Raw genomic sequence first — 11,518 nt, 5'->3', positions numbered from 1 at the left:
GATGTTGCGGTTCCACGTTCCGGAGCCGGAAGTGCGGCCGGGCGGCACGCCTGATTTCTCCAACGTGACCATCGCCGGGGCCGGCTCGGTGCCGCGCCCCGAGATCGATGTCGATCCACGCACCATCCGCGACATGGCCTTCTCGATCATCCGCGTGCTCAACCGCGATGGCGAGGCGGTCGGGCCGTGGGCCGGGCTGCTTTCCAGCGAGGAATTGCTGGTAGGCCTGCGCAACATGATGACGCTGCGGACCTTCGATGCGCGCATGCAGATGGCGCAGAGGCAAGGCAAGACCTCCTTCTACATGCAGCATCTCGGTGAAGAAGCGGTGAGCTGCGCCTTCCGCAAGGCGCTGGCGCCCGGCGACATGAATTTCCCGACCTATCGGCAGGCCGGGCTGCTCATCGCCGACGGCTATCCGATGGTCACGATGATGAACCAGATCTATTCCAACGAGGCCGACCCGCTGAAGGGCCGCCAGCTGCCGATCATGTATTCGTCGAAGGAGCACGGCTTCTTCTCGATCTCGGGAAATCTGGCGACGCAGTACATCCAGGCTGTCGGCTGGGCGATGGCCTCGGCGATCTCGAATGATTCGCGCATCGCCGCGGCCTGGATCGGTGACGGCTCGACGGCGGAGTCCGATTTTCATTCGGCGCTGGTGTTCGCCTCCACCTACAAGGCGCCGGTGGTGCTCAACGTCGTCAACAACCAGTGGGCGATCTCGACCTTCCAGGGCATCGCGCGCGGGGGCTCGGGCACCTTCGCGGCCCGAGGCCTCGGCTTCGGCATCCCTTCGCTGCGCGTCGACGGCAATGACTATCTCGCCGTCCACGCGGTGGCCAAATGGGCGGCCGAGCGGGCTCGCAACAATCTCGGGCCGACTCTGGTCGAATATGTCACCTACCGCGCCGGCGCTCATTCCAGTTCGGACGACCCCTCCGCCTACCGGCCGAAGACCGAGTCCGACGCCTGGCCGCTCGGCGACCCGGTCATGCGGCTGAAGAACCATCTCATCAAGCTCGGCGTCTGGTCGGACGAGCGGCACGCGCAGGCCGAGGCCGAAATCCTCGACACGGTCATCGCGGCGCAGAAGGAGGCGGAAAGCCACGGCACGCTGCATGCCGGCGGCAAGCCGTCGACGCGCGAGATGTTCGAAGGTGTGTTTGCCGAGATGCCGCCGCATCTCAGACGCCAACGCCAGCAGGCGGGAGTCTGAGCCATGCCAAGGCGGACCATGATCGAGGCCATTCGCGACGCCATGGACGTGTCGATGGAGCGCGACAGCAAAGTCGTCGTGTTCGGCGAGGATGTCGGCTTCTTCGGCGGCGTCTTTCGCGTCACGCACGGGCTGCAGGCCAAGTACGGCAAGAGCCGCTGCTTCGACGCGCCGATCAACGAATCCGGTATTGTCGGCTCGGCCATCGGCATGGCCGCCTATGGCCTGAAGCCGTGCGTGGAAATTCAGTTTGCCGACTACATGTATCCGGCCTACGACCAGCTGACGCAGGAAGCCGCAAGGCTGCGCTACCGCTCCAATGGCGACTTCACCTGCCCGATCGTGGTGCGCATGCCGACGGGCGGCGGCATTTTCGGCGGCCAGACGCACAGCCAGAGCCCGGAAGCGCTGTTCACCCATGTGTCGGGCCTGAAGACGGTGGTGCCATCCAATCCGCATGACGCCAAGGGCCTGCTGATCGCGGCGATCGAGGATCCGGACCCGGTGATCTTCCTCGAGCCGAAGCGGCTCTACAACGGTCCGTTCGACGGCCATCACGACCGGCCGGTGACGCCATGGTCGAAGCACGAGCTCGGCGAGGTCGCCGACGGCCATTATACCGTGCCGCTCGGCAAGGCGGCGATCCGCAGGGCGGGCTCGGCTGTCACGGTGCTCGCCTATGGAACCATGGTCTATGTCGCCCAGGCCGCGGCCGCGGAAACCGGCATCGACGCCGAGATCATCGATCTCCGGACGCTGCTGCCGCTCGATCTCGACACCATCGTCGCATCGGTCAGGAAAACAGGACGTTGCGTCATCGTGCACGAGGCGACGCTGACCTCCGGTTTCGGCGCCGAGCTGTCGGCGTTGGTGCAGGAAAACTGCTTCTACCATCTGGAGGCGCCGGTGGCCCGCGTCGCCGGCTGGGACACGCCCTATCCGCACGCGCAGGAGTGGGAGTATTTTCCGGGGCCCGCGCGCGTCGGCCGTGCCCTCATCGAAACATTGGAAGCTTAGGGAGGCCTGAGATGGGCGAACACATCATCAAGCTGCCCGATGTCGGCGAGGGCGTCGCCGAGGCGGAACTCGTCGAATGGCACGTGAAAATCGGCGACATCGTGCGCGAGGACACGGTGCTTGCCGCCGTCATGACCGACAAGGCGACGGTCGAAATCCCGTCGCCCGTCGATGGCGAGATCCTGTGGCTGGGCGCGGAGATCGGCGACACGGTGGCGATCGGTTCGCCAATCGTGCGGCTGAAGGTGGCGGGCGAGGGCAATGTGAAGGCCGGCGGCAAAGAAGCGGAACCAACCGCAGAGGCCGAAGCGCCCGCCAAGCTGCCGAGCCCGAAACCCGAAACCGCACCGTCGCCCAAGGTGGCAAAGCCCGCCGAGGCACCGGTAAAACCCGCACCGCCGCAGGCTGCCGCGAAGACCACCGCACGGGCCTCGGCCGGCGCGCCGCGCCCGGAAGGCGAAAAGCCGCTGGCGTCGCCAGCCGTCCGCCTGCGGGCGAAAGAGGCCGGCATCGATCTCAGGCAAATCGCGGGCAGCGGCCCGGCCGGCCGCATCGGCCACGAAGACATCGAGGCGTTCCTGGCGCGCGGGCCGCAACTGGCCAAGACATCGGGTCTCGCCCGCAACGATGCGATCGAGGACATCAAACTGGTCGGCCTGCGGCGAAAGATCGCCGAGAAGATGACGCTGTCCAAGTCGCGCATCCCGCACATCACCTATGTCGAGGAGATCGACGTCACCCCGTTGGAGGAATTGCGCGCCGCGCTCAACAAGGAAAAGCGCCCGGCCAAGGGAGGCGCGGAGAGGCCCAAGCTGACGCTGCTGCCGTTCCTGATGCGGGCGATGGTCAAGGCCATCGCGGACCAGCCTCAACTCAATTCGCTGTTCGACGACGAGGCCGGCATCATCCACCAGCATGGCGGCATCCATATCGGCATCGCCGCGCAGACGCCGTCGGGGCTGGTGGTGCCTGTCGTCAAGCATGCCGAGGCGCGCGACATCTGGGATTGCGGCGCCGAGGTCGCCAGGCTGGCCGGGGCGGCCAAGTCGGGCACTGCGACCCGTGACGAGCTGTCCGGGTCGACCATCACCATCACCTCGCTCGGCGCCATGGGCGGCGTGGCGACCACGCCGGTCATCAATCATCCGGAGGTCGCGATCATCGGCGTCAACAAGATGATGGTGCGGCCCGTGTGGGACGGCACACAGTTCATCCCGCGCAAGATGATGAACCTGTCGTCGAGCTTCGACCACCGCGTCATCGACGGCTGGGACGCGGCGGTGTTCGTGCAGCGGATAAAGGCGCTGCTGGAAACGCCGGCGCTGATTTTCGTGGATTAGAGGGGCGGCGGAATGACCGAGATGACTGCGGGACAGCGCCCCCCTCTGCCTTGCCAGGCATCTCCCCCACAAGGGGGGAGATTGGACGTCACGCCGGGTTTCGCCAATCTCTATCATCGCAAGAATGAGCGAAGCGACGAAGCTGCCAATCTCCCCCCTCGTGGGGGAGATGTCCGGCAGGACAGAGGGGGGCGTGAAGAATCTCGACGGAGCATTCCCTCGGGTCGAAGGGTCACACCATGAAAGAAATCTCCTGCAAGCTGCTCGTCATCGGCGCCGGTCCGGGCGGCTACATCTGCGCCATTCGTGCCGGGCAGCTCGGTGTCGATACGGTGATCGTCGAGGCCGGCAAGCCGGGCGGCACCTGCCTCAATGTCGGCTGCATCCCGTCCAAGGCCCTGATCCACGCGGCGGAGGAGTTCGAGAAGGTCGCGCATATGGCCGGCGGCAAGAGCCCGCTCGGCATTTCGGTCACGGCACCGGTGCTCGATCTCGCCAGGACCGTCGCCTGGAAGGACGGGATCGTCAGCCGGCTCAACAGTGGCGTTGCCGGCCTGCTCAAGAAGGCCGGGGTGAAGACCGTGCAGGGCTGGGCGACCTTTCGCGACGGCAAGACCGTCGAGGTCGAGACCGAGACGGGAAGCCAGGTGATCCGGGCCGAGACAATCGTCATCGCGACGGGCTCGGCGCCGGTCGAACTGTCTTTTCTTCCGTTTGGCGGGCCGGTGATCTCATCCACCGAGGCCCTGGCGTTGAGCGAAGTGCCCAAGAAGCTTGCGGTCGTCGGTGGCGGCTATATCGGGCTGGAGCTCGGCATGGCCTTCGCCAAGATGGGCGCCGAGGTGACCGTGGTCGAAGCCCTGCCGCGCGTGCTGGCGCAGTATGATGCGGAGCTGACCCGGCCCGTGGTCAAGCGGCTCGCCGCGCTCGGCGTCGAAGTGATGACAGGCGCCAAGGCCAAGGGCCTGTCGACGAAGGGCGACGCGTTGCTGGTCGAGACATCCGACGGCAAGAGCGGCAAGGTCGCCGCGGACAAGATCCTGGTGACGGTCGGCCGCAAGCCGGTGACCGAGGGCTGGGGGCTCGAGCAGATCGATCTCGACAGGGCCGGAAAATTTATCAGGATCGACGACCAGTGCCGCACCTCGATGCGCGGCGTCTTCGCCATCGGCGACGTCACCGGCGAGCCGATGCTGGCGCACCGGGCAATGGCGCAAGGCGAGATGGTCGCCGAGATCGTCGCCGGCCACAAGCGCAGCTGGGACAAGCGCTCGATCCCCGCCGTCTGCTTCACCGATCCCGAATTGGTGACGGCGGGGCTGTCGCCCGAAGAGGCCAAAGCACTCGGCGGCGAGATCAAGATCGGCCTGTTCCCCTTCGCCGCCAATGGCCGCGCGATGACCAAGCTCGGCGAAGACGGGTTCGTCCGCGTCGTGGCACGCGCGGACAATCACCTGGTGCTCGGCATCCAGGCGGTCGGCCAGGGCGTTTCGGAACTGTCGGCGGCCTTCGGGCTGGCGCTGGAAATGGGCGCAAGGCTGGAGGACATCGCCGGAACGATCCATGCCCATCCGACGCAGGGCGAGGGGTTCCAGGAAGCGGCGCTCAAGGCGCTGGGGCACGCGCTGCATATTTGAGCGCGGCGTTGGTCTTTCCTTCTCCCCTTGTGGGAGAAGGTGGATCGGCGCGCAGCGCCGAGACGGTTGAGGGGTGGGTGCCGGAGTGCCGTCGGCGCCAAGCTGGAACACCCCTCATCCGACCTCGCTTCGCGAGGCCACCTTCTCCCACAAGGGGGAGAAGGGAGAAAGGCTGGCGCTCCTCACCCCGCCAGCCGGCTCACCATATCGTGCTGGGCATAGGCGCGGCCGAAGCGGTTGGCGAGGAAGGCGTCGAGCGCGATCTCCTCCTGCTTGACGAAGCCGGTCGCCGGCAGCGAGCCGTCGGCCAGCATGTCGAGCACGGCGCAGATTCCGGAAGCCGTGGTGATCTGGATGGCGCTGCGCACCGTCTGGCCGACGCGCCTGGAATAGATCTTGTTGGCGTAGGTCTCCTGCAGCAGACGGCCTTGTCTGCGGCCACTGACGGTGACGAAGACGATGACCACGTCCTGCAGCGTGGCCGGCAAAGCACTTTCGAAAATGTCCTTCAACACGTCGCGGCGATGGCGCAGGCCGAGATCGTTGAGCAGCGCCTTCATGATCGCGGCATGGCCGGGATAGCGGATGGTGCGGTAGTTCAGCGTGCGCACCTTGCCCTTCAGCGTCTCGGCCAAGGTGCCGAGCCCGCCGGAGGTGTTGAACGCCTCGTAGGTGACGCCGTCGAGCGAGAACTCCTCGCGCTCTTCCAGCGGCGGCACTTCGACCAGCTCGCCTTCGACGATCGCCTCGCAAGGCTCGCAATATTCGTTGATGACGCCGTCGGTGCTCCAGGTCAGATTGTAGTTCAGCGCGTTGGACGGGTATTGCGGCAGCGCGCCGACGCGCATGCGCACGCTTTCCAGCGTGTCGAAGCGGCTGGCGAGGTCGTTGGCGACGATCGAGATGAAGCCCGGCGCCAGCCCGCATTGCGGGATGAAGGCGCTCTTGGCGGAACGGGCCAGTTCCTTGACGCGCCTGGTCGAGACGACATCCTCGGTGAGGTCGAGATAATGCACGCCGGCGCTGGCCGCCGCCTCGGCGATGCGCGTGGTGAGATGGAAGGGGGCGGCGCTCAGCACCGCGAACTTGCCGGTGAGCGCCGCCTCGAGCGCACCGACCGCCGCGATGTCGAGTTCGAGCGTCTCGACGCTATCGGGCACCTCGGCAGCAGTGAGCTGTGCCGCCGAGCGGTCGACGAGGGTGACCTGGTAGTCGCCCGTTTCAGCAAGCATTTCGGCGATGGTCGAGCCGATCTTGCCGGCCCCGACGATAACGATTTTGTTCATGGTCAAATTCCCCTGCGATCCGCGTTTGCCGGAATCATCGCAGCTTGCCTGTCGAAAGGAAGCGTGGAATCCTGCAATGTGAACCCTATCTTTTGTCGAATTGCCGAAAGGATTCGTCGAAATGCTCAGTGATGCCGAACAGGCCCTGCTTTCGCTGCTGCGCGCCAACGCGCGCGCCTCGACGGCCGAACTGGCGCGCCAGCTCGGCGTGTCGCGCACGACGGTGCAAAGCCGGATCGAGCGGCTGGAGCAGCGCGGCATCATCACGGGCTATGGCGTCAGGCTGTCGCCGGACTATGAGCAGGGGCTAGTCAGGGCACATGTGCTGCTCACCGTCACGCCCAAGCTCGCCGACAAAGTGGTGCGCGCCCTGCAGGCGCTGCCGCCGGTCAGGACACTGCACTCCGTCAGCGGCAATTTCGACATGATCGTCATCGTCGACGCGCCGTCGATCCGCGACCTCGACACGCTCCTCGACCAGATCGGCGCCATGGAGGGGGTCGAACGGACGTCGTCGTCGATCATCCTGTCGACGCGGATCGACAGGTGAGTACTCAGGACTCGGGCTCCTCGCTCCCGCCAGAGGCGCTAAGCATGCGCGCATTTCCGGGCGGCTGGTAGCGGCGATCGCGTGGCATGACGGCTTAGCGCGTGAATTGTCTTGTGCCGCGCTGGTCGACCCCCACTCCGTCTCGGCTTCGCCGAGCCACTTGCCGGGGCGAGCCACCGGTCTCGCCCGTCCTTCGGACCCCCCGATCGACGGGGGAGAGGAAAGGCGCCAAGCTCCTTGCCGTCAACGCTTGTCCAGCAAGGCTCCCCTTCCTTTCCCTCCGGAGGGGGGAAAGGTGGCGCGGCGAAGCCGCGACGGATTGGGGGAACCACGCGGCAATCGAGCTCACGTCGGTCAGTCACGCCAATCACAGAAGATGTTTTCATAGCGTAGCCAAAGCGGGGGCGAGGAACCCAAGCTGGCCTGGCCAGCACCGGCAATTTGTCGGCTAAGCCGTAGCTACGGGAAAACTCACCACCACGGCGAGGCCGGGCTTACGGTCCTCAAGCGCGATGGTCGCGCCGTGCAGATCGGCGATGGCCCGGACGAGGCTGAGGCCAAGGCCGCTGCCGGGCGTCGACCGGCTGTGATCCAGCCGGTAGAGCCGCTGAAACACTTTTTCGCGCTCGCCCGGAGGAATACCGGGGCCATTGTCGGCGACGCTGGCAAGGACACGCTCGCCCCGGCGCGTCACCGTCAGGTTGATGGTCGTGCCGGGAGGGCAATGGCGCAGCGCGTTCTCGACCAGATTGGCGAACATCTGCGTCAACAGTTCCCGGTCGCCATGGACCCGGTCCACCATTTCGTTCAGCTGCGTGGGCGACAGCACCTTCCCGTCATCCTCGGCCACGTCGGTGTAGATCTCGGCGATGGTCCGCAGGATCTCGCCGAGATCGACATCGGTGAAGCGCGCCTTGCGCGCGCCGGCCTCGATCTGGGCGATCCGCAGCAGCGCATCGAAAGTCTCGTTGATCTGGTGGCCTTCGGAACGCGCGTCGGCCAGATCGTCGGAGACGTCTTGGCGCCGCGCGGCCTTGTCGGCGGCGCTCTCCAGGATCATCTGCAGCCGGTTGAGCGGCGTCTTCAAATCGTGCGCGATGTCGGCGCTGACCTGCTTCATGCCTTCGACCAGCGCCGACAGGCGATCGAGCGCGTCATTGACCTGGCTGGAGACGATGTCGATGTCGTCGTCCTTGCCGGTCAGCGGGATGCGGGTATCCAGCCGGCCATGCGAGACGTCGACCATCGTGGCGGCAATTCCGTCGAGGCGGCGCTGGACGCGCGAGGCGAGCAGGGCGCCGCCGGTGACGGCCAGGCCGGTGATGATCAGGGTCGCCCAGCCGAAGCTCATCAGCATGATCGTTTCCAGCTCCTCCGTCTCGGAGAGGCTGAAGGCGACGGTCAAGGTGTTGGCGCCGACCGAACCGGAATAGGCGCGGTATTCGGTGTCCGGGGGCAGGCCAGGCATCTCGGCGCCGAACATCGAGAAGCCGTCGGGAAGCCCGGCCGCGGTGAAGTTGCCGGCCAGGCGGTTACCGGCCGAGTCGGTCAGCGAAAACAGCTGCTCCTTCTTCGGGCTGCGCGTGGCGTGGCTCTCCACGGTCTCGACCAGCTCCTTGGGATCGTTGTCGGCATAGGCTGAGGCGATGACTGCGTAGGTTTCCTTGATGGTGTCGTCAAGCTGCTCGGCGAGATCGGCGCTCATCATCTGGTAGACGATGGCGCCCGCCAGCACGAAGGCCAGCATGAACAGGAAGGCGAATGTCAGGGCAAGCCGGAACGGCGTGCTGCGCAGCAGGCGGGTCCAGGTGGCGGTCATCTGAAGTTCGCGGTCATGGGAAATTCGCGGTCATCGGGATATCGCGATCACTGGGAAAGCGGCGCGTGCAGACTGTAGCCGGTGTTGCGGATGGTGTGGATGAGCTGGGTTTCGAACGGCTTGTCGACCTTGGCCCGCAACCGGCTGATATGGGTCTCGACGACGCTGGTCTTGGGATCGAAATGAAAATCCCAGACGCGCTCCAGAAGCATGGTGCGGGTGATGACCCGGCCCTCGCCGCGCATCAGCACCTCCAGCAGGCTGAACTCCCTCGGCTGCAGGTCGATCGGCTGGCCTTGCCTGACGACGCGCCGCATGATCAGGTCCATCTCCAGGTCGCCAACCTTCAACACCGTCTTCTGCTCCTGCACCGCCGGCCGCCGGCCGAGCGCATTGATGCGGGCGAGCAGCTCGGAAAAGGCGAAGGGCTTGACCAGATAGTCGTCGCCGCCGGCCTCGAGGCCCTCGACGCGGTCGTCGATGCCGCCGACGGAGGTGAGGAAGATCGCCGGCGTGCGCACGCCCGCGGCGCGGACCGCCTTGACCATCGACAGGCCGTCGAGGCCGGGGATCATGCGGTCGGCGATGATCACGTCGTAGGCGCCGCTGGTCGCCGCGAAAAGCGCGTCATGACCGTCGCGCAGGAGGTCGCAGACATGGCCGGCCTCGGTCAGCCCCCTGACGACGTAATCGGCCGTCCTTTGGTCGTCCTCGACAAGAAGAAGTCGCATCGCTGTTCCGGTTGATTGCCGATGTCGGGGCAGGCTATCACCGGCACGGGTTGGTTCCTAGGACCGCGGTGAAGCTGGCCGATCCCGCGGCGCTCGCCGCCTGGGTTCAATCCGAGTCCAGCAACATCTCGTCGAGCTCGTCGGCATTCTTTCTCAGCGTCATGTAGAGAACCAGGGCGACGATGCAGCCGAGGAAGACCAGGCTGGTGAAGGTGGTGCCGAAGCCGAGGCCGCCATATTCGACGGGCTGCGACAGCCAATCGCCGAAGGACGCGCCAAGCGGCCGCGTCAGGATGTAGGCGAGCCAGAAGGCCAGGATGCCGTCCAGACGGAGCAGATAGTAGGCGAGAGCGATGAGCGCGATGACGCCGCCGAACAGCAGGCCCGTGGTCAGATAGCCCATGTCGAAGCTCTCGGCGACCAGATCGCCGGCGGCGGTGCCGAGCGAGAAGGTGAAGAGGATCGCCAGCCAGTAGAAGATCTCGCGCCGGGTCGTGAAGATGGTGTGGATCGACAGCGTCCGTTCGGCTGCGTACCAGACCGCGAACGTCGCCGCGAGCACCACGGAAAAGGCAATCGTGGTGGTCTGCAGGCGCACGCCGAACGTGTCGACGAGATTGTCGGTGATCAGCGTGCCGACGACGCTGATCAGCACCACCGCCAGCCAGTAGGCCCAGGGCACGTAGCGCTTCTGCGCGAACTGGACGGCAAGGGCGACGATCAGGACGCCGGTCATGATCAGCGAGGTGACGGTCAGCCCAAGACCGAGGTTGACGGCGAGATAGTCGGCCGCCGTCTCGCCCATGGTGACGGCCATCAGCTTGATCAGCCAGAAATCGAGAGTGACGTCGGGAACCCTGTTTTGGTTTGGTGCGGTGGGAAGCGCGAGCATGGCAGATATCCCGATGTCGATGGTTGCGGTGGCGATCCGGCATCCGGACAATAGGCAAGCGGCTTCACCCCAGCCTGTCCGCTGGCATACAAATTCGTAAGGATCGCTGTCGTTGACGCAAAAGGCCTTTACGAAAGCCTCGCGGTGCGCTGATAGAGAGCGAGCGCCTTGTATCCGCCATCAATGGCGTGCCCCAGTGGCCGGGCTCGCACGGAGCGCCCCAGGAAAACCCGAATGACCTACGCCTCCCTCAAGCCGGTTTCGAAGGCTTTCGATCAGCGCAAGCGGCTGATTTTCATCCGCATCGCGGCGGCGCTGGCGGTGCTGCTCCTGTTCCTGACCAAACCGGCGCTCAGCGAAGGCTCGGATGGGCACGAAACGCTCGAACTGGTCGGCTTCTGCCTGGTGCTGATCTGCGTCGTCGGCCGGCTGTGGAGCATCCTCTATGTCGGCGGCAAGAAGAATGAGGAGCTGGTTTCGACGGGACCGTTCTCGATGAGCCAGAACCCGCTCTACTTCTTCTCGACGGTCGGCGCGGTCGGCATCGGCCTGCTCTACGGCTCGCTGGTGGCCGCCGCCGCCCTTGGCGTTGCCAGCTTCCTCATCTTCCGCGTCACGGCGCGCAAGGAAGCCGAATATCTCCTGGGCAAGTTCGGCGCGGCCTATACAGCCTATATCAAGGCGACGCCCCGGTTCTGGCCGAACCCGCTGCTCTACCGCGACAATGACGAGCTGCAGTTCTCGACGCGCGCGCTGCGGCGCACCTTCTTTGACGGACTCTATTTCCTCGCCATCTTCCCGGCCATCGAGCTTATCGAGTATTTGCGGGAGACCGGCGTGATGTTCCCGGCCTTCGTCACGCTTTACTGATCGGCTAGCCGCCCAGCGGATAGGGCATGTAGCCGACGAAGCCTGATATCTTCCAGTTCGCCCCGACCTTCCGGCAAAAATACAGCGTCTGCCATTTCAGCCGGTCGACGCTGCCATCCGCCTTGGCGACGCTGCCGTCGAACTTCTTGTGCAGCAC

Annotated in this window: 10 protein-coding genes; 6 read left to right on the top strand and 4 right to left on the bottom strand. The window is 65.5% G+C overall.

Features of this window, described 5'->3' with window-relative positions; genetic code table 11:
- Position 1: 1 nt before the first annotated feature.
- The 4 genes from EOA36_RS14160 (at position 2) to lpdA (ending at position 5,213) form a co-directional block, all read left to right on the top strand.
- Complete coding sequence (locus EOA36_RS14160; protein WP_127278173.1) at positions 2-1,219, top strand: thiamine pyrophosphate-dependent enzyme; 1,218 nt, start codon at positions 2-4, stop codon at positions 1,217-1,219.
- Between the two features lie 3 nt (positions 1,220-1,222).
- Positions 1,223-2,236: an alpha-ketoacid dehydrogenase subunit beta gene (locus EOA36_RS14155; protein ID WP_127278172.1), complete on the top strand. Its 1,014-nt coding sequence runs from the start codon at positions 1,223-1,225 to the stop codon at positions 2,234-2,236.
- Positions 2,237-2,247: 11 nt separating this feature from the next.
- Positions 2,248-3,576 carry a dihydrolipoamide acetyltransferase family protein gene (locus EOA36_RS14150; protein ID WP_127278171.1) on the top strand — a complete coding sequence of 443 codons (1,329 nt, stop codon included), beginning with the start codon at positions 2,248-2,250 and terminating at the stop codon, positions 3,574-3,576.
- A 239-nt stretch (positions 3,577-3,815) separates the two neighbouring features.
- Positions 3,816-5,213 carry a dihydrolipoyl dehydrogenase gene (lpdA, locus tag EOA36_RS14140; protein ID WP_127278170.1) on the top strand — a complete coding sequence of 466 codons (1,398 nt, stop codon included), beginning with the start codon at positions 3,816-3,818 and terminating at the stop codon, positions 5,211-5,213.
- A 182-nt stretch (positions 5,214-5,395) separates the two neighbouring features.
- Here the strand turns inward: lpdA and EOA36_RS14135 are convergent, their stop codons facing one another.
- Positions 5,396-6,499 (bottom strand): saccharopine dehydrogenase family protein, encoded by a 1,104-nt coding sequence (locus EOA36_RS14135; RefSeq protein ID WP_127278169.1) that lies wholly within the window; start codon positions 6,497-6,499, stop codon positions 5,396-5,398.
- Positions 6,500-6,620: 121 nt separating this feature from the next.
- Here EOA36_RS14135 and EOA36_RS14130 point away from each other — a divergent pair, with 121 nt between their 5' ends.
- Positions 6,621-7,049 (top strand): Lrp/AsnC family transcriptional regulator, encoded by a 429-nt coding sequence (locus tag EOA36_RS14130; protein ID WP_127278168.1) that lies wholly within the window; start codon positions 6,621-6,623, stop codon positions 7,047-7,049.
- Positions 7,050-7,497: 448 nt separating this feature from the next.
- On the opposite strand, the gene EOA36_RS14125 is transcribed toward EOA36_RS14130, so the two are convergent.
- The 3 genes from EOA36_RS14125 to EOA36_RS14115 all read right to left on the bottom strand — a co-directional run bounded on the left by EOA36_RS14125 (position 7,498) and on the right by EOA36_RS14115 (position 10,491).
- A complete protein-coding gene (locus tag EOA36_RS14125) occupies positions 7,498-8,868 on the bottom strand; it encodes an ATP-binding protein (protein WP_127278167.1) in 1,371 nt (456 codons plus the stop codon).
- Between the two features lie 47 nt (positions 8,869-8,915).
- Positions 8,916-9,599: a winged helix-turn-helix domain-containing protein gene (locus EOA36_RS14120; protein ID WP_127278166.1), complete on the bottom strand. Its 684-nt coding sequence runs from the start codon at positions 9,597-9,599 to the stop codon at positions 8,916-8,918.
- Positions 9,600-9,705: 106 nt separating this feature from the next.
- Entirely contained in the window at positions 9,706-10,491 is a 786-nt protein-coding gene (locus tag EOA36_RS14115) for a hypothetical protein (RefSeq protein WP_127278165.1), read from the bottom strand.
- A gap of 234 nt (positions 10,492-10,725) precedes the next feature.
- Between EOA36_RS14115 and EOA36_RS14110 the strand changes: the two genes are divergently transcribed.
- Positions 10,726-11,361 carry an isoprenylcysteine carboxylmethyltransferase family protein gene (locus EOA36_RS14110; protein ID WP_127278164.1) on the top strand — a complete coding sequence of 212 codons (636 nt, stop codon included), beginning with the start codon at positions 10,726-10,728 and terminating at the stop codon, positions 11,359-11,361.
- Positions 11,362-11,518 lie beyond the last annotated feature (157 nt).

Origin of the sequence: Mesorhizobium sp. M8A.F.Ca.ET.021.01.1.1 (assembly GCF_003998025.1) — a bacterium.
Lineage (GTDB): Bacteria > Pseudomonadota > Alphaproteobacteria > Rhizobiales > Rhizobiaceae > Mesorhizobium.
This window is presented reverse-complemented; position numbering and strand designations above follow the sequence as displayed.